The sequence below is a fragment of the Amphibacillus marinus genome (genome assembly GCF_900110345.1).
Lineage (GTDB): Bacteria > Bacillota > Bacilli > Bacillales > Amphibacillaceae > Amphibacillus_D > Amphibacillus_D marinus.
On record NZ_FODJ01000001.1, the window covers coordinates 635,768 to 656,203 of the forward strand.

The 20,436-nt window shown below is 37.7% G+C and carries 13 protein-coding genes; 3 read left to right on the forward strand and 10 right to left on the reverse strand.

Annotated features, from left to right (window positions below; genetic code table 11):
- Positions 1-290 precede the first annotated feature (290 nt).
- Positions 291-3,830: a YhaN family protein gene (locus BM000_RS03125; protein WP_177178181.1), complete on the reverse strand. Its 3,540-nt coding sequence runs from the start codon at positions 3,828-3,830 to the stop codon at positions 291-293.
- A gap of 4 nt (positions 3,831-3,834) precedes the next feature.
- The gene (locus BM000_RS03130) at positions 3,835-5,097 is read right to left on the reverse strand and encodes a metallophosphoesterase family protein (protein ID WP_091494723.1); all 1,263 of its coding nucleotides are present in this window, start codon (positions 5,095-5,097) and stop codon (positions 3,835-3,837) included.
- A 285-nt stretch (positions 5,098-5,382) separates the two neighbouring features.
- Between BM000_RS03130 and BM000_RS03135 the strand changes: the two genes are divergently transcribed.
- From BM000_RS03135 to guaC, 3 genes are all read left to right on the forward strand, one after another.
- On the forward strand, positions 5,383-6,204 hold the full coding sequence (locus BM000_RS03135) for a Cof-type HAD-IIB family hydrolase (protein ID WP_091494725.1): 822 nt from the start codon (positions 5,383-5,385) through the stop codon (positions 6,202-6,204).
- A 744-nt stretch (positions 6,205-6,948) separates the two neighbouring features.
- Positions 6,949-10,755 carry a S8 family serine peptidase gene (locus BM000_RS17065; RefSeq protein ID WP_091494727.1) on the forward strand — a complete coding sequence of 1,269 codons (3,807 nt, stop codon included), beginning with the start codon at positions 6,949-6,951 and terminating at the stop codon, positions 10,753-10,755.
- Positions 10,756-11,525: 770 nt separating this feature from the next.
- Positions 11,526-12,509: a GMP reductase gene (guaC, locus tag BM000_RS03145; protein WP_091494729.1), complete on the forward strand. Its 984-nt coding sequence runs from the start codon at positions 11,526-11,528 to the stop codon at positions 12,507-12,509.
- Positions 12,510-12,561: 52 nt separating this feature from the next.
- On the opposite strand, the gene BM000_RS03150 is transcribed toward guaC, so the two are convergent.
- The 8 genes from BM000_RS03150 to BM000_RS03185 form a co-directional block, all read right to left on the reverse strand.
- Positions 12,562-13,233, reverse strand: a complete 672-nt coding sequence (locus BM000_RS03150) for a CPBP family intramembrane glutamic endopeptidase (RefSeq protein WP_091494731.1) — start codon at positions 13,231-13,233, stop codon at positions 12,562-12,564.
- A 20-nt stretch (positions 13,234-13,253) separates the two neighbouring features.
- The gene (locus tag BM000_RS03155; protein WP_091494733.1) at positions 13,254-13,526 is read right to left on the reverse strand and encodes a DUF3006 family protein; all 273 of its coding nucleotides are present in this window, start codon (positions 13,524-13,526) and stop codon (positions 13,254-13,256) included.
- A gap of 4 nt (positions 13,527-13,530) precedes the next feature.
- Entirely contained in the window at positions 13,531-14,583 is a 1,053-nt protein-coding gene (locus BM000_RS03160) for an MBL fold metallo-hydrolase (RefSeq protein ID WP_091494735.1), read from the reverse strand.
- A gap of 101 nt (positions 14,584-14,684) precedes the next feature.
- Positions 14,685-15,404 carry a YkgJ family cysteine cluster protein gene (locus BM000_RS03165; RefSeq protein WP_245751554.1) on the reverse strand — a complete coding sequence of 240 codons (720 nt, stop codon included), beginning with the start codon at positions 15,402-15,404 and terminating at the stop codon, positions 14,685-14,687.
- A gap of 144 nt (positions 15,405-15,548) precedes the next feature.
- A complete protein-coding gene (locus BM000_RS03170; protein ID WP_091494737.1) occupies positions 15,549-16,142 on the reverse strand; it encodes a flavin reductase family protein in 594 nt (197 codons plus the stop codon).
- Between the two features lie 297 nt (positions 16,143-16,439).
- A complete protein-coding gene (locus tag BM000_RS03175) occupies positions 16,440-18,140 on the reverse strand; it encodes a methyl-accepting chemotaxis protein (RefSeq protein ID WP_177178182.1) in 1,701 nt (566 codons plus the stop codon).
- 183 nt (positions 18,141-18,323) lie between these two features.
- Positions 18,324-19,127, reverse strand: a complete 804-nt coding sequence (locus tag BM000_RS03180) for a metallophosphoesterase (protein ID WP_177178183.1) — start codon at positions 19,125-19,127, stop codon at positions 18,324-18,326.
- A 328-nt stretch (positions 19,128-19,455) separates the two neighbouring features.
- On the reverse strand, positions 19,456-20,427 hold the full coding sequence (locus BM000_RS03185; protein ID WP_143063880.1) for a permease prefix domain 1-containing protein: 972 nt from the start codon (positions 20,425-20,427) through the stop codon (positions 19,456-19,458).
- Positions 20,428-20,436 lie beyond the last annotated feature (9 nt).

Genomic DNA, 20,436 nt, shown 5'->3' on the forward strand with positions numbered 1-20,436 from the left:
CTCCTAAAAATTTATGTAACTGTTTCCAATGATAGCATACGTTAAAAAGAATCATTTGTAAACCATTCTGTGTAAAAAGGTCTCGTATAAAAAAATACCAGATTACTACTTAAAAAAATCGGATCTCAGCTAGCTTAAGCCCACATCCCCTAAGCAAAAATTAGCTATACAGAAGTTAGGCAAGTACCGAACATTAATCGCTCAAAGCAGATAGCATTTAAAAGATACTGTGCTTTGGTCAAAATGCCCGGCTACTCAATTTCTCTATCTAATTATGCCTTAAGCTCTTTTTACTTGTCTTCTCGTTTTAATGAATAAAGCGGTTGCCGTAGTTCAATTTCTTGATAAGCTTGTTGATCAACACTATCCCCCATTAATGCAAGCATTCTAGTATGGTGTGTGAAGAAGATAACCTGTGTTTGCTTTGAAAGTTCAAATAAAATCTTCAAAGTCTCCTTTGAACGCTGATCATCAAAGTGGACCAAAATATCGTCCACTATAAATGGGATTGGTTCATTTTCGTTGACATATTTCTCGATACTGGCAATACGGAGGGCTAAATAAAGCTGGTCTAATGTCCCATCACTCATCCCTGATAGCATAACCCTTCCACCGTTATCTCGAACACCTTGTAGTATGGGTTGGTCCTTCTCATCGAAATCAATTGTAATACTATTAAAAGAACCGAGTGTAAGGCGCTGAAAAAGCATGCTTGCCCGACTAATAATCGGGTTTTGATTTTGCTCACGGTAATGCTCAATTCCCCGCTTTAATAAGACCACCGCTAGCCGATAACGAATATATTGGTCGGTTAGCTGTTCAATTTTAGCAAGAAGTGCTTGTTTCTCTTCAGTAGCTTTCAATGCTTCTACATTAGTACCTGTTACCTTGTCATTATAGTCCCGTTTAATTGCGCCATAATTCTGTTCTAAAGTTGAACGTTCATTGTCCAATCGATTAATCTCGAAATCAATTGTTGTTAATTCAGAGTGTGCTTCTTCATAGGTCGTTCGTCCTGCTTCCGCAAGAATCTCATCTAGTGACAGGCCATTGCCCCACTCTACTAGCTGTTTTTCAATTAGCACCAATTCCTCATGTAACTGCATCTTTTGTCTTGATTTTAGCTCAATAGCTTCTAGCTCTTCTATAGTGGAACAACCGGCTTGCGTCATTAATTGGTTCAGCCCCTGCTCAGCTTTATCAATTGTTTGATTTGTGCTCTCTTCATTGTAAATAATCATTTCCCGTTGTTTTTTTAAAACCGCTAACTGTTCCTGATCTTTTTTTGCTGAATTTAATTTTTGATAGCAGTAATCTACCATCAGATCGGCTCCTGATAACTCACCATGGACGTTTGCAATGGTTATTAAAGGTTCCGCCCTTTTTTTAAAATTAGTCAGTTGTTTTTTTAGCTCTGTTGCTTGTACTCGTGTTTGTCTCATCTCGTCATACTTGTTAACACAGTGGCGATAGTGCTCTAACAATTCAGTAATAATAAGGGGAGACACGCTTTGATCGAGATTAGCCTTTGTCAGGCTGACTGACCAATTCTCGTACCACTCCTCAAGCTTTTTTTTAGCCGCTTGCTGTTCAAATAAAGCTTGATCCTGCTCCTCATTAATACTATTAATACGACTAAACACATGTTTACGATCAGACACTTTTGCTAACAAATCCTTAATGATTCGATCGGCCTCATCCATTAAATGACTTAACGATGTAGCATTTGGCACTTCAATAAATCTTGATAGCTCTTGCTTTAACATTGTCTGAAGCGTTTCATTAAGCTGCTCTAAATGATGTAGCTTTTTAATTTTATTATGCTTTTCAAAGGTGAGCTCAACAATCTTATCATAGCGCTTTAACCAATCAAACATTTCCGTAGGCGTTAATGGTTCAATCTCAGCCTCTGCCCATTCTGTCTTCCAATCGTGTTCACAAGCTTGAAGTTCGTTAGTATACTGCTGATCCTTTTGTTTAAGTTGAGCTAATTTGTCTGTACCTGCTTGAATATCGATCGTTAGTTTGTTTCGTTCCCCAAGTCTTTCAGCTTCCTGTCTCATTGTGTCGGCAGATTGATCTGCCTTATTCATGCTTGCTTCGAATATGGTCTCAAGACTTTCAGCATGAGAAAATTGTTGCAGCTCAGCGTCAGACACGACTTGGTGATTAAGTTGTTTTTTAATCAGTAACCAACTTTGGTCACGGTACTGTCTTAAGGAAAACAGCTCTTGCTCAGTTGGAATACTTACCGCTGCTTCAATTTCCCTAATTCGAGTTGTCCGCATTGCAATATCTTGCTCTACTGACTCGATTGCCAGTTTATTATTATGCTGTCTTTGCTGAAGCGCTAATATTCTTTCTTCATATTTTTTAATCGTAGTTGGCAAATTAGGAATGTTTAGCTTGCTTAGCTGTTCTTCTGTTCCGCTCCATAATGAAAGCTGTCCAATTTTATTAGCAATCTCCCCTTCAAGCTGCTCTAAGTCTAATTTAGCTTGGCTAATTAATTGCTCAAGCTTACCTTCCTCCCTTGCTTGTTTAAGATTCCGCTCCAGTGCGCTAAAATCAGCTACAGCTCCTAGTTGTGCTAAAACATTTTCCTGTTTCTTCAGCTCAGCGTCAAGTATTTTCACTTGTTTATTAGCTTGCTCCAACGCTTGATTAACCTGAGGGAAAGTGTGACTGAGTGATCGAATCATTCGCTCATCCTCGACTGGAATACGGTAATTCTCAATAGCTGTCAGTGTTTTTTGAGTCGGATCAAGTGCTTTTAGAAGTGTATAAAGGTGTTGTTCTATGTCAGTTAACTTATTTATTAAAATAGGATATTCTTTCTTTTGACCCTGATATGTTTTTAGCTCCCTATTAAGTTCCTCAATCAATACTGTGTGCTTAATAATAGCTTCTGGAATGTCAATTCTCATTATTTCAGCTTCAATCTGCTTTAACTCGATCTCACAATTATCCAGCTGATTTACTGCTTCTTGTTTAAGCTTCGTATATTCTACTCTTTGTCTAGGCGTATCAATCGGTAGCAGTGGCACAGCTTCCATGCCACTTAATTTTGCAATCAATTTTTGGCGCTCGGCAACTTTGGGCAGAGTTTGCTCCAGACGCTTAAACTTAAGTTCTTTAATTTTGAGTGATTTAAGCGCATCTTTAAGTTGACTAAGTTGCGTTTGGGCATTAAGATATGTTTGCTCAATTGCTATCCAATCACGTTGATTTAATTGATTGTTTTTTATGAGCTGATTAATTTCTTTCTCTTCCTTAAGTGCATGATTAATCTCAGGCTTAGATCCACCTTTTAAGTATAGTTCTCGCATTTGATCATCCAAACCAGTTAACACTTGACGTAGTGTACTTATCCCTGAAGCTGCTGAGAACAAGTTCTCATTAGCATTGTCTTCACTTAAAAGTAAGCTCTCCCCCCCCTCGCGTAACCGTTCATGATCAAGAGCAAACATATTTAAAAACTGTGCTTTTGATAAGCCTGCTAAGAAGTTGTGAATGAAGTGATCATCGATCGGTTGACTTTCGAGATTAAGCACTGTGTTTTTCAACCCTTTTCTTCGTACAAAAGCCAACGATTCATTTCGACTATTTCTAAGTACACCTCCTACTCTAAGCTGTTGATTAGTATATTGAAAAGCATCTTGTGTTTGTTGTGGAAATCCATATAACAGATTAGTAATGGAACGGAGAATGGTGCTCTTTCCTGCTTCATTCGGACCATATAAAATATGAAATCCATGATGCTGATTAAAATCTAAACTAAAGTCAGTGAAATGGCCATATGCTTCCAGATTAATAGACTCAAAGCGCATCAAATTAACTCCCTTCTTGCATTTGGATTGCATTAAGAATTAGTTCTTCAGCATCAGTTAAACGTGCTGCAATTAATTTAGTTGAGTTAAAATTAAACTGATCGGATTTGTTCTTTAACTCATAAGGTAATGCATTGGCAATATCTTTAAACTCCGCTAACAAAGCTTGCTGTTCATCCTCGTTTGCAGTAATACTTCTAATGTATTCTAAAATGACGGCAATCGGGGTGTGACTTTCTGCTAATTCCTCCAAAGCAGTCCACCTTGTTGTCTTAATTTCGACCTTTTCAATCCAAACATCACCAAATTCCAATGACAATGACCGTAACTGATTAATAAGGTGCGTTTTCTCAACAATTAGCCGTTGATGAATCTGGCTAGCACCAACAAAATGTAACCGGACAGCTAAAAGACGACCATCAAGCGGGAGGCGAAGATGCTCAATATGCTCACGAGCAAGATGAATAACCTCGTCCATATCCGTGACCTCAGCCAGATCAATTTTACAAGTGGTCCACCTTAATACATCTAGGGAACGATGATAATAAGATGATACTTGTCCACCGATCACTTCGACAATCGTACAACCTTTTTCACCTTGTTCTCGAATATGACGGCCCTGAATATTTCCGGGGAATAAAACAACCGGCTCTTGTTCATGAACAATCTCTCGTTGATGCACATGACCTAATGCCCAATAATGGTAACCCTTTGCAATGAGCTCATCTAATGAACAAGGTGCGTAATGCTCATGATCCTCTCTACCAGTTAAACTTGTATGTAAAATACCTATGTTAAAATAGTCCGTAACTGGGTTGGGATATTCCACAGCTAAATTTTTGGTTACCGCTCTTGTCTCGAATCCTTGTCCGTGAATAGCTACTTTTAAATCTTCATTAATTACTGTTTGTGGGAGGTCGACAGGAAATTCATATACATTACTAGGCAAGACTAATGCTTTAGTCATCACATTTTGCGCATCGTGATTCCCTCTAATTAAATAGACATCGATTGCTGCTGATTTAAGGCGCAACATTTGGTTAATAAAAAACAGTCCAGTATTATAATCTTTCCAGTCCCCGTCATATAAATCGCCAGAAATAAGTATAAAAGCTACCCGTTTCTCTATGGCAAGACCAACAAGTGCTTTAAATGCTTCTCGAGTAGCCAAGCGTATTTGATCAACTGGAGCACCTTCATATTTTTCCAAGCCCTTAAGTGGGCTATCTAAATGGATGTCGGCTACATGAATAAAAGAATAATCCATAACCTTCCCCTTCTCTCTTAGTTATGAGCCTACTTAAAAATAGTAAGCTAACGTTAGATTTTTAAAAAATATCGCTTGAATACCGATTCAAAACGTTAACAAGCTCTTTTTATTATTTTGAAGCAAAGCACGGGCTCTGTCAATTTAGTTTATCCATATAATTGAAACCAGTTCATACCTTGCTGGACACAAAATAAGCTAATTCCATTCCTTAACTAGCGTTATCTAAAAAAGTTTAGTAGAATAAGGACATTGTGAGTTATTTTAGAAAGGAACTTAACCAATATGAACTATAAAATGATTGTACTTGATCTTGATGATACCTTGTTACGGGACGATCATACAATATCGCCAAGAACATTAAATGCATTAATGTTAGCACAGGAACAAGGCGTAAAAGTTGTTCTTGCTTCTGGTCGACCGACATTTGGCATGCAAGCAATAGCAAAGCAGTTGAAGCTAGCTGATCATGACAGCTATATCCTGTCATTTAATGGGGGCAAGATCATTAATTGTCGTACAAATGAGGAGCTTTTTAGTAGTACCCTTACGTTTCAGGCTGTCAAATCACTTTATGAACTAAGTAAACGAGAAGATGTCTTTATTCACACATATGTTGGTGATGAAATTATTACAGAAAAAGACAATAAATATTCTAGAATTGAAAGTGAAATTACAGGTCTAACGCTAACCATTGTTAATAGTTTCATTGATAAAGTAACCAGTCCACCTGTAAAGGTACTAATGGTTGAAGATCCAGATAAGCTTGTCAAAGTCGAGAAAACCTTAGCAAATGAGCTTTCAGACCAATTTAGTATTATGAGATCAAAACCGTACTTCTTAGAATTTACTGAACAAGGGGTTACCAAGGGGACAAGCTTAGCTCAGTTAATTAAAGCTTGTGATATTAAGCAAGAAGAGGTCATTGCAATTGGCGATAGCTATAACGATCTTGAGATGATTGAATTTGCTGGACTTGGCGTTGCAATGGGCAATGCCCCTGTTGCTATTAAAGATAAGGCAAACTTTGTTACAGATACAAATATGAATGATGGTGTAGCAAAAGTAATTGAAGAGTATGTTCTTAATGAATCACTTATTGGTTAGCTGTTAAGCAAATATAAACAGTGAAATATGTAGAGGCTGGGACATAACTAAATATTGAAACAGGATATCCGAACATTCTGATTAAGCGTAGGTAAAATACGTAGACTCCTGTGGGAACAGCACGAGCTGAGGATCCACTGTGTGAAGTGTCTTTCTTCACACAGTTAGCCGAAGCCGTGCCCACGGAAAGCGAAGTGTTTTACCGAAGCGCTATACACTTTCAGACATAATGTTCGGATTTTTCTTATCTAATTACTCTTTTGTCCCAGCCCCTTTTTTCTATCAATCAGCTTAATAATACAATGTTTAACTATAGAAAGTAAAAAGTTAGAAGACAGTTTCGGTTCAGCGCGTGAAAGTGAAGAAATTTCCCTGACTAACACATATTGATTACTAATAACGCTCTAACACGTAACACCAAAAAAAATAGAAACGTCCGTTTTTTTAAAAAGATTATTGAGTGGTGAAATTGAATCTAGTAAAATACTCAACTTACGCATCAATATATTTAGGTTCAGCTAATCTACCTATACAATTCAACCCATTTTTATAGAATTAAGTCCAATTTTGTCGTTAAATTACTTCATTGGTACTATTGCAACATTTTTCCAACTTAAATATACTAGACTTTATATTATCTATATGGCCAATAGATAGTATGAAATAATCTATGCTTTACACTTTAAACGTTTAAAGGAACTTGTATTTATTAAGATATCATTCTATTTTGGGGAGGATTGTCTAATGAAGCGGCCGATAACTTGGCTTATATTGCTTACTGTAGTCTTTTTACAATTTCCAAATTCCAGTCATTTTGTTACTGCAAATGCAACAAATGAAAAATTACTAGAACTACCGGAGGAAATTTCAGAATCTTTAGAAGAATCAGTTAACGAAGAGACATATGATGATCTTTATCAACCTAATGATATTGTTCGTATTATCGTAGAATTAGAAGAAGAGCCCGCCATCTCGTATGCAACTGAACAAGGTGTATTATTCAAGGAATTAAATGAGCAAGTTCAAGAAGAGCTGCAACAAGAATTACTTGACCAACAAGAAATCGTTATGGCAAGCATCCAAAATACAGGTGTGCAGTTTGACGTAGAGCACCAGTTTACCACAGTCGTAAACGGATTTAGTACAGAGGTTACCTACAAAGAGTACGATCTAATTAAAACGATTAATGGTGTTGAAAATGTTTATATTTCTAACGAATATCAACTGCCAGAAGAACAACAACCTGACATGAATTACAGCATTGACATTATCAAAGCTGCCCAAGTCTGGCAAGATTACGGTTACACTGGTGAAGGCATGATTATTGGCGTCATTGATAGTGGTATTGATCCTAATCATCCAGATATGGCACTTAGTGAAGATGCCGTTTTTACCCTATCAGAAGAAAAAATTCAACAATTACAGACAGAGCATCAGCTTGATGGCGTCTACTTCTCTAACAAAATACCGTATGGTTATAATTACATGGATAAGAATACACAAATAGTTGAGCAAGGCCCTTCCATAAGCAGTCATGGTATGCACGTCGCTGGTACAGTTGCTGCAAATGGTGAAATCACAGGTGTTGCCCCTGACGCACAGCTACTAGCTTTACGTGTCTTTGGTGATGATCCGCTATTCCAATCTACTTATGGTGACATTTATGTAAAAGCCATTGATGATGCCATTATCCTTGGAGCGGATGCCGTTAATTTAAGCTTAGGTTCAGTTGCTGGCTTTGTAAGACCAACTGATCCAGAGCAAGAAGCAATTAGAAGAGTTGTTGATAATGGCATTATTGCATCAATCTCAGCTGGTAATTCTGCACATTTTTCAAGTGCCATAACAAGCAATCACCCACTAGCTGCGAATCCGGATATTGGATTGACTGGTTCTCCGAGTGTATCTGCGGATTCGATTGGAATTGCTTCATTAGAAAATACATTTATTGAAATGGAAGGATTTGAATGGCGCTCAGATTCTGGACAAGGATCAGCTGCTTTCTTAGCATCCAATGATTACCACAAATCTATTACAGAGCCCATAGAGATCATTCATATTGAGCATGGAAATGATCTGTCTACTCTTGAAACACGATTAGCCGAAGCAGATGTTGATGGCAAATTTGTTCTGCTACAACGCGGTCTTAATTTTATTGATAAAGCCTTGGCTGTTCAACAAGCAGGAGGCAGTGGTGTGATCGTTTACAATCACTCGGCTGGTTATATTAGCATGGCAACAGACAACAGAATTACTATACCACAGTTATTTATTTCAAGAACAGATGGTTTAAATTTCGTTCAATTACTTGAAAATGATGAGTTAGTCGAGCTCACATTTGCTGGCGATCCTGTTATTGAAGCAAATCCAGAGGCAGGTGCTCTTTCTTCCTTTACATCGTGGGGCTTAACACCAAATCTGGACTTCAAACCTGAGCTCACTGCCCCAGGTGGAAACATCCTATCTACCATTCAAGGAGATAGCTATGGCCTTAAAAGTGGGACCTCAATGGCAGCCCCCCATGTGGCTGGTGGTGCTGCACTAATCCTTGAAAAAATTGATCAGGATTTCCAACTTGAAGGCTACGAAAGAGCTATATTCGCAAAGAACTTATTACTAAACACGTCAACAATTGTTGATGATAAGAGTCTTTATAACAATCACTATCAGCTTGGCAATCCCTACTCCCCAAGACGACAGGGGGCAGGAATTATGGATTTACATGCTGCTTTAGAAACACCCGTCATTGTCACCGAACCATCGACTGGTGAAGCAAAGGTGAGTTTGCAAGAGGTCGATGACAGCTTTAGCTTTACGTTACAAGCAACTAACTTTAGTGACAATGACGTTTCATATGCCTTAAATGGTAATGTACAGACCGACTTAATTGTATCTGGACGTAATTTAGTTGAAGCGCAAGGGATTTTCAAAGCTGGGACGATTGCTTCAACTGCACCTTGGTTAGGTGAATATCCCATTACATTTTCAACTAATGAACTGAACATTCCTGCTGGAGAAACAGTTGAATTCACTGTTACTGTTGATCTAGCAAATACAATTGATTGGTTTTACGAGCAGCCTTTAGCTACACATTCACCAAATGGTTCGTTTATTGAAGGATTTATAACATTGAGTAATGAAGCATTTCCTACGCTATCGATTCCATATGTGGGTTTTTATGGGCAATGGGATCAAGCGCCCATTCTTGACCAAAAACGCTATGAAGATGGCGCATTCCTTCCACACACTGGATTAGTTGATGAGGCTGGTTACTATTTAGCTCCTCTTAATGACTTAGAGGAACTACATGGTGAAACAAACATTCTTGCTTTTTCACCTAATGCAGATGGTCAAATTGATCAGATTGTTCCTGTTTTATCATTCTTAAGAAATGCCAAGCAAGTTCAATATAATATCCTCTCCGAAGATGGTGCGTCGTTAAGAACAATTAAACGGGAAAATGACGTTAGAAAAACTTATGATACACCAGGTTACACTTATCGAAGTGATCGTGCATGGGATGGGACTGCAAATCGGAGATTCGTTGCTGACGGTCTGTACTATTATGAAGTAAAGACAGTTATTGATTTTGATAGCGCCGAGTGGCAAAGCTTTACCTTCCCAGTGCTTGTCGACACCACAGCACCTGAGATTAGTCTAGCTTATAACCCACAAGATAGCAGTATTGACTGGACGGTTGTTGACCATGGTTCTGGTCTAGCTGAAATAAGCATTTACGCCAATGGAGAGGAGATTGATCAGATAGACCTCTCGACAAATCGCATTGAGCAGACAGGAATTATCGATGTGTCGGACTTACCAGCAGATTCAACCGTGGAAGTTAGAGCACATGATCGGGCTGCAAATGGTGCAAAAGAAACAGTTAATGAGGTTAACAGCGAATCTGTTCCCTATATTTATATTACTGGACCAGGCGTATTAAGTGCTCATGACAGTCATACGATTCAAGTTAAAGGTTACGTTGAATCACATTTCGAGCTTGATACTTTGACTGTAAATGAGCAAGTCATCTCGTTTACTTATAATGAAGAAGGTGACCAATATAATTTTGACACTGAAACAAGCTTTGATCAAGATGGAGCGCCCGATATCTTCTTTGAAGCAACGGACGTAAGAGGAAATAGCAACGCCATTAAAAGACAAGTATTAATTGATACAACTCCACCTACTTTAGCAATTGACATACCTGAATCTATTGCTCATGATGCAACAGAAGTTACACTGACGGTTACAGTAGCAGATAACTTCAATGCTTTATCACTTTACGTTAACGATAGCCATGAGTATGAAAAGTCATTACAAGCCCCGTATGGCGAATCTGATTTTGAAGATCATCTTGAGCTAACCGTTCAGTTGGAGGATGGTGACACTGACCTGTACTTTGAACTTGTTGACGTAGCAGGTAACACAGTTGAAGAAGAGCTAACTCTATCAAGAGATGATCCACCAAAGGTTGAAGCACCAACATTTTCACTTGGGTTAATTTTAAAGCGTATTTTCACAAGTATCTGGCGCTTCTTCCGCCCTTAAAAATAGGTAAGTTGAAAGAGCTTGGGACATAACTAAATATTGAAACTGGGTATCAGAACATTCTGACTAAGTACAGGTAAAATACGTAAACTTCAGAGGAACCGCACGAGCTGAGGACCCACTGTGTGAAGTGTATTTCTTCACACAGTGGGTGATGTTAGACTAAACTCGCCACGTCCTTTGACAACGTCTAACTGACCTACGTCCTATAGGCCCGAAGCCGTGCCCTTGGGTGAAAACGTGACACTGAATATGGAATGTTAGACTAAGTGCGCGACGTCGTGTCGCAACGCCTAACTGACTCACATCCTGTGAGCCTGAAGATGTCACGTTTGTACCAGTGGTGAAAGCGGCTCTTTTTTGCTGAAATCATACAAAAATTTGCTTACAAACGCTATTTGATGAAGAACCATTACTCTTTTGTCCCAGGCTCTTTCTTCATTACTCAAAACTAATGAACAATTGCCATTTCTAATCAAGCCCTACTTAAAGGTTGCTAGAAATAACAAACATTACTGCACCCTCCTCATAGATAACAAATTTAATAATTTCTTAGCAATTGCATTTCCACGTTAACCATTTCCTATAATAATATAAACCATTATTCTTTATTACAAGCAATCCCAACATCGTTTTTGCTCCGATTAATTTAGAAAAAGCACAGCTTAAACAATTTTTTTGACATCTTGGATATTTTCCTGTATATTACGTAATGGTCGAACAATATTATTAAAAATTATTAAAAATATTCGTTTTTAGAGGTGTTTTATATGGAAAATGTATTTGATTACGAAGATATTCAGCTTATTCCTGCAAAATGCATTGTGAACAGTCGCTCAGAGTGCAATACATCAGTAACGCTAGGCGGGCATCAGTTTAAATTACCCGTGGTACCTGCAAATATGCAAACAATAATTGATGAGAAGATTGCACGTTATTTAGCAGAGCAAGATTACTTTTATGTGATGCACCGTTTTGAGCCTAACACAAGAATAGCATTTATTAAAGCTATGCAAGCAGACGGCTTAATTGCGTCAATAAGTGTTGGTGTTAAGAACGAGGAATACACGTTTATTGAACAACTAGCAAACCAGCAATTAGTGCCTGAATTTATCACAATTGATATTGCACATGGACATTCTAATGCTGTTATCAATATGATTAAATTTATTAAAGAGAAGCTTCCGAAAAGCTTTGTCATTGCTGGTAATGTTGGGACTCCTGAGGCGGTTCGTGAGCTAGAGCATGCCGGAGCAGATGCTACTAAGGTTGGTATTGGACCTGGTAAGGTTTGTATTACCAAAATTAAAACAGGCTTTGGTACAGGTGGCTGGCAGCTAGCTGCTCTAAGATGGTGCGCAAAGGCTGCTAGTAAACCGATTATTGCTGATGGTGGTATTCGTACCCATGGTGATATTGCAAAATCAATTCGATTTGGTGCCACAATGGTAATGATCGGATCACTGTTTGCAGGCCATGAGGAATCTCCAGGAGAAACAGTTGAGCATAATGGTGAGCTCTTTAAAGAATACTTTGGCTCGGCTTCAGAATTTCAAAAAGGTGAAAAGCGAAATGTTGAAGGTAAGAAAATGCATGTTAAATACCGGGGACGACTTCAGGATACGTTAACGGAAATGGAACAGGATTTACAATCTTCAATTTCTTATGCTGGTGGACGTCATATTCAGGCAATCAGAAATGTTGATTATGTTGTTGTAAAGAACTCGATTTTTAATGGCGATAAAGTTTATTAATTTTTCCACCAAAGAAGGACCTGACTCATTGTCTGAGTGAGGTCCTTCTTTTTTAAGTTGAACTAAACAATAGTAAACCGATTGTGTTAATCGCTAAATTAGCACACGCATGTACAAGCCATGAAGGATATAAACTGTTAAAATGATCATTTAACCAATTAAACAGTAACCCTGCGCAGATAAGTGCGAACATTAACAGTAGAAAAAAACTAACTTCAAACCAATTGTACATTATGCCCACATGATAAAGTGAGAAAGCAATGGAACTAAAGCTATATGCAATGTGTCGCTGCGATTCATTTTTAAGCGAAATAAATGCTATTCCCCGGAAGAAGAACTCCTCCACAAGTGCATTAATTAACGAAATATATATGGCAACAAAAATAAAGTTGGCTTTTGTCACGCCCACATCTGTCTCTAATGCCCTTGTCACATTCGAGAAATCAAACAACTCACCAATAAAAAGATATGTTGTGACAATAACTACATAAACGCCTACCGCCAACAGCATCGGTATGCGCAACTGGTGACGCTGAAAGAAAAAAACTTTTTTAAAAGGTATATAGTTGAAACGTAAATTAAGTAAGAGCGGTATACCAATAAAGATGCTTAGCTTAAGTATTGACTTTATCCAATAATTCGGGGAAATGACCATATCCACAATTGCCATCATCCCGCTCCCCATTAAAATAATCGTTATAATAAACCAAGCTTTTCTACTCATGACCTAGTCACCACTCTCATCTAATTACGCTCTTTAAACAAGCTTCCTTTTGCTCTTTTTTTTAATTGCTCCCGCTTCTGGTCAAGCTGATTTTTTTTGAAATTTGTATACTCGAGATTTTTAACCATTGCTGTGATCTCTCCCTTAACAATGGTTAAGTTTAATATATCACCTTTACTAACATCCAATGGTAATGACTTCTGATCAACAACAAATTGCTGTCCTATCTTTTCAACAATAATAACAGCTTTATGTTGATCTTCAAAACGATCAATAACGCCCTGTACTTGCAAACAATCACCTCACACATGCTTTATTTTCAATAATAATTTCATCTAGTCGCCCTTGTCCAATTCCATCAATATTAAGTAATGCTTCAATACTGCCTAGCGGCCTTAATAAAATAATTTGTTCAGCCCGCTGTATACCAATATGGATAATTTCAGTAAGTTCCTCTTTTTTAGCTTCGTTTAAATTAATACAGGACTGATCTTCTATGCTTGACAGTAAATCGTTGGCGTTAGAATTACTCAGAAATGTATGGCCATCTGAGTAAAAAAGTATCGTTCCCTGTTCATAGGTTGCGTAAATATCAATATTATGATCCTGCAAACGCGTAAGCACGTCAGGATGCGGGTGACCATAGCTATTATTTTTACTGGCTGAAATAATGGCATAGCTTGGTTTTGTAGCAGTTAGAAATGCTTCCCCTGTTGAGGTCTGTGATCCGTGATGACCAAGGTGTAAAATATCAACTGCTAAATTGTCGGAAAAAGCAATCATTTGCTCCTCAGCTTTGAGACCAGCATCACCAGTCAAAATCATTCCTGTCTCTCCATATATGACTTTTATTGCGATAGAATCTTCATTTGCATCCCCTGATAAAGCTTGTGGTGAGAGCACTTCAATTTCTAATTCTCCAAGTTGATAGCTTTCTCCCGCTCTAGGCTCGTGGTAATTTAGCTGCTTTTCTAAAATTGCATCCAATGTTCGTTCATAAGTACCAGAGGTTGAATTCACGCCAGACAACCATACCTCATCTACTGAATATTGATTCAAAACTAATGGAAGTTGCCCAATATGATCAGCATCTGGATGCGATCCAATCACTAAATCAATTTTGTCAATCGGAAGTGTATTTAAGTAATCGATGACATCTGTTTTATTCCAATCACCAGCATCAAATAATATAATATGCTCATTCGTTTGGATAAGGGTCGCGTCAGCTTGACCCGCATCGATAAAATGAACAACTAGTTCTCCTACGGTATCTGATATAACTTCTTGATCTGGCTGCTCACAGCCAACAAACATTAACAACAGCACAATCATTAGGAAATTCTTTTTCAATGCTGATCCCTCCTTCTCAAGCCATATCTTAATTTAGCATAGAGTAAAGAAAAGAACAAGCGTTCGTTTCTATCCTTTATAAAAAAATTAGATTCTCCTATTTAATCTGGTAACCAATTGATTAAGTAATCTTCGGTAAACAAATCATCAGGATAGTTAATAAAGCTCGTATCCTCATCTTCGTATAGCCATTGTAGAAATTCATTTAGAGCTTCGAAATAAGGCAGGTAAAGGAACTCAAAGCTGACCGTTTCTTTTGGCATTGGCTGATTGGCACAAAGTTTAGGGTCCATATAATTAATATACGTCCGACATGGAGTTGGACGAACTTCATAGGCCATACATGTATTTGTCTCTAAATTTAGTAATGGGCATGGTAAATTAAGCTGGCGGTATTTAAGTTTGAATTGTTCGTCCTCTTTAAAATCTATTTGACGTGCTGTATCAAGCTTGTCTCTGTGCAGAGTTTGGTAATTCTGTAACTGTGTCTTAATTGCCTCACTTCGCTTCGGTGAGAGCTGTTGAATAGAATGAATAATTAGCTTAGCCTCGAGCTCTGTTACAATAATGGGGAAGTAGCAACAAAAAGCACAACCCAGCTGACACGAGGGTGCCATTGACATATGATTATCCATTTTAGCCATCTCTTCACTTACTTGCTTTAATAAAGCCTGAAAACAACTTGTTAGCCTTTCTTCGACAGTTCCCTGCTTTTCATCCCAGTGTGCAATAATTTGATCAAACATAGAGTCATCTATTTCATATTGTTCCGTCAACTCAGCACAACGCTTTTGTACTTCCTGACTACTTGGATATTTCAAGCCTTGCCCTCCTTACTAATTTTCAAAAAAATACTCATAACCGGGTTATGTGTGACAGCTTTCTTATTAAATTTACATCTTGGTTTTAATTATGTTTCAGCAGATTAACTGACTGCAAACCCCCCCACCAATTAAAGCTTCACTTTATTGTGGGCGATCAATTGAAAAAACCTCACCAATTCTTGCGTAAGAATTACCAGCAAGACGACTAACTGGCTTAAGCTGGTCATAATCTATTTTACCATGCTGGTAAATAGGATCAGCAATATGATAACAAACCACCTCGCCAAGCATTAAATCGGAATTGGGTAATGCAACATGCTGATACAAGTTACACTCAAACCTGATTTGTGCTTCTTTTACACCAGGTGTTTTAATTATTTGACTTGCTACCGGCGTCAATGCTGCTGTACTTATCTCACTCTGATTTACCGGCATTGCGGCTGCCGTTATATTAACTTGTTCAACCATGTTACTATCAACAATATGAATGACAAACTCTTTTTGTGTTAAGATATTTTGCGCCGTATGCTTTTGTTGACCATTCTGTCGCTGTACAGCAATAGCAACAATTGGCGGCTGTGAGCTCACAACATTAAAGAAACTAAAGGGTGCCCCATTTAAGGTTTCGTCAACAGCAAGCGATGTCACAAGTGCAATTGGTCGTGGTAAAATACTGCCAATTAAGAGCTTATAATTATCCTGTTCATTTAAATGCTTGGGATTAATTGAATGCACATACTCACTCCTATCTTCTGTTACCTGGATAATTTAAATAATACGCTAAATTAGTACTGAATGGAAATTATTTTGATTAAGTGAGTTAGCAAGCGTACCTATTGCAAAAAAAGGCTCTTCAGCAAATGGCGTTGGTTAATTAAATGTGCAAATGACTTCAGTCAAATCTGCGAAAGTGTCTCACCAACGTTACATGGATCTACACCCATAAAAACACGCAACTGACTCATTCATTAGCCAATTGCGTGTTTTTAAATTTGATGAATTTCTTGAAATTGAAGTGCAGTTTAAAATTTACTATAATTTAAACTTTTGAACAAGCTCATTTAACTCATTTGATATTTTTGATAAATTTTCACTTGATGATGAAATTTCCTTAGAGCTTGCTTCTTGTTCATCAACAGCAGAAGCAACCTGTTCTGTCGAAGCTGCATTCTCTTCTGCTATCGCGGCTAAGTTTTCTACCACTCCCAGCGTTGACTCTTTATTCCGATCTAAAGACGCCGCCACCTGATTTAATTGCTTAACAGCTTGATCGGTCTCTGTAATCGCATCAGATATTTGATGAAAAATATTAGACGTATTTGAAACGTAGCTAGCCTGACTATTCATCATCTCCTTCATCGTTTTCATTTTATCAACAGATTCATTTGATTTATTCCTTAACTCGCTGATAACAGACAAGATATCTTGGGTAAATTGATTGGATTGATCAGCCAACTTGCGAATCTCATCAGCCACAACCGCAAAACCTTTTCCTTGTTCTCCAGCCCGGGCAGCCTCTATAGCTGCATTTAATGCAAGTAAGCCCGTCTGATCTGCAATCCCTTGAATCATTTCACTAGCCGCTTCTATTTTAGCTGCGCTTTGATTATTCTCCATAATGTTTTGATACACAAGATCTGTTTCTTTAGTATTCTTCTTCGTTTGTCCTACTAGTTGTTCAACAATCTTGGAGCCAGTTGATTTCTTCTCATTAATTGATTGAGATGCTGTAATAACAGTAGTAATAGCGTGATTGTTCTTTTCTAGTAGTCTACCGATATCAGCCACATGCTTTGTTGCTTCCTCAGTATCAGTCGCTTGGGCATTAGCTCCCTCTGCTAATGATTCCATTGTATGTGCTACCTCACCTGAAATCGAAGCTGACTGCTGAGAGATAGCTGTTAATTGTTCTGAAGAGCTTGCGACCTCTTCTGCACTCGTATGTATGGCTTGTAATAAATGCCGAATATTTTTAAGCATCGTGTTAACTGATTCGGCCAAAGTTCGTAACTCATCTTTAGATTTAACTTGTAGTGGTTCGATATTGAAATTACCCTCAGCTAGTTGTTTGGCCATGCCATTCACTTGATTAATTGGCTTGGTTATTGTGCGATCAATAATGAATAATACAACTAATACAATAACGACAGCAAGGATTAGCACAATAATGAAAATAGCCATTGTCGAACTAAAAATACCGGTGGAACGTGTTTCTGCTTCTTGCGCAAGCTCGTTTTTTATGTTAACAATTTCATCTACTTCAGATTCAATTTGACTAATTAAGTTAGCACTTATGTTTCTGAATGCACCTGCTTGGTTCGCATTGCCATTAAGTGCATAGTCGACAATAACCGCTTCGCTCTCGACCAAATCTTCTAGCAATGTGCGGATATTATTAATATGTTCAAGTCCTGTGTTAGTGAACATTAATGGTTCTGATTGATCAATTGCTTCAACAAATAGGTCATGAGACTCAGTCAATTGATTAGCAAAGATCTCCCGTTGATCCTGATGATTAGTAATTAATAAATTATTCCTCGCTCTTTCAATTGACAAAAGTTGCACTTCAGCTTCTTTAATTAAATTAATTCCTTGAACATGATGGGCGTACATATCATTTAATTCGGAATTAATTGAACGCATCCCCACAAAGGATAAACCGCCAATAATTAAGATCAACAGTAAAACCGAAGCAAATGCTGCACTCATTTTTTTTCTAATAGTAAGCTTCACTTGAAAACACCCCTTCATAAATTATCTTATTCAACATAACATACTAATCTAGCACTATATTATGGTTAAAAATTATAACAGAATCACCTTTTTTTTCAATCTAAAAATTAGATCAAATGACTCACTCTTTTTACATCGGTTAGTTAATTGTGATCATTAGCAAATAACTTAGAACAGCATACTTTAATTAACTTCAACACCCTCAATCGTTATGACTGATACTTGAGCACGATTAAAAAGCCTGATTGGCAGTACACTTGTCCCTATCCCACTATCAATATACAAGCTAGTCTGGTGATCTAAAGAATAGAGACCTTTATCATATTTCGGAAATAATCCTTGATCAGGCGCAATTAACCCACCTATAAAGGGCAATCTAACTTGACCACCATGCGTATGGCCGCTCACAATAAGATCAACTGGTTCGGCTTCGGTTAACGGGGTGTGCGATAACAATATAGTTAACATACTTTCATCAATTTCCGTTAAAGCTTTGTCTATATTGGCATGTCCAGTAGAAGCATTCGCAACCCCTGCTAATGCAAACTTACCTTCATTATGCTCTATCACCTGTGAACTGTTATCAAGTATCTGCACATTCGCCTCTTCTAGTAGCACTGTTAGTTCACTATATAGTTGATGGTTTACCTCGTGATTACCTGAAACATAGTAGATTGGTTTGTCCATTTCAGACAGATGATCAAGAAAAATTTTAATAGTTGAAAGATTTTTGGTTTTTTTATCAATTAAGTCACCGGTTAGAACTATTAAATCAGGAGTTAGCTGAAGAATTTGTTCGAATTTCCCAGATAAATCTCGGTTATGTAAATCAGAGATTTGTAACAGCTTTATCCGGTTTGTTGGCTTTAATTTAGCTGTCCTTAACTGAACTTCATGAACTTTATAAGTATTTGTGTCGAAAATAGCGATTGTCGTCAGCATAACCAAAAGAGTTGCAACAAGTTTTATTAGCTTGCTTACCTTCAAATACCTATCCCCTTTCATTCCACATAGCTTGGCTGGGTCTTTTTTATTATCGGCTCTTACTAGAAAAGATTGAGTTCAATTTTCTATCAATTTTAAAGAATATAATCAGCCTAAACCCTCGTAGAACAAGGCGGTTTCAAACCATATAAAAACCGGCTCCTTCATAAGAAGGAACCGGCCTTATATTACTTGATCCTGGAACAAGTAATCATATTTGCGGCGCGTCACCGTTGCCACATTCAACGTTTGATGTGCGCGTCTTATGCAAATCAGCTCATCGCATAACGAATATATCATGGTTATAGGAATGATGCAAGTCTTTTTAACTTTATTCTCCCTTTAAAGCACCATACATACCGGCAAAACCACCGAATAAAAGCCCTGTAATAGGGAATATAATCCAATTTATATGCCATTGGTTTAAAGCTAACCCAGTAAAAAGAAAAATAGCGATTGCAAGTGGCCAGACAAAAGCAGCAACTGCCCCAATAACCTTGTCATGCTCCTTATTCTTTTTTGCATCGTATTCTTCTGCTAACAAGAGACGATTATACCCTTCCTTTTTCACACCGAAATAAACAAACAAATAGACAGCTATAGCAACAATTACTAGAAGTACAGCAGTTGCATATTCTGCATAATTACTGTTGAAGCTCACAACAACAATGAGCTGTAATGGAGCGAATATACATAGCGAAACACCGATAATAATACCTTTCACGTAGCTTGGAGAGTAATGATGTAGTTTATCTTTAATGTTCATTTGTTGTTCTGGTGTTAGCACTATCGACTTCCCAAATGCTTCAAACTGATTTGTTTGACTTGAATCATAAATAAACAGTCCTGTTCCCACTGCAATAGCCAGAAACAAGAATACAAGTCCTACTATTGTCCAATTAAAAAAACTGTTATTCCACTGAGTAAAGTCTTGCACAAAACGATTGAATAGCAAGAAGGTAGCGACACCAGCTATAATAATTGCTACACCAATCCCAATTCGATGCGCAGATTGATTGTTCACCTCGATAAAATGATTAATTTCCTGATCACTTACACTGCTATAATCTGCATCGTCGTTAGTTTCCTCAATCGTAACATTTAGCGCTTCAATAATTTCATCAATATTACCAAATTCAGCTATCACTGTCCCGATCGCTTCGTTCTCCGACTTTCCCTCATGCTTTAAGGCTTCATACTTATCCTGCATGCTGATCTTAAGCTCTTGCTTGACCTCGATAACCTGCTCTGTGTTGGGTAACTTTTCAAACATGCTGTCAAGATACATTAAAATGGTCTCCACGTCATTCAC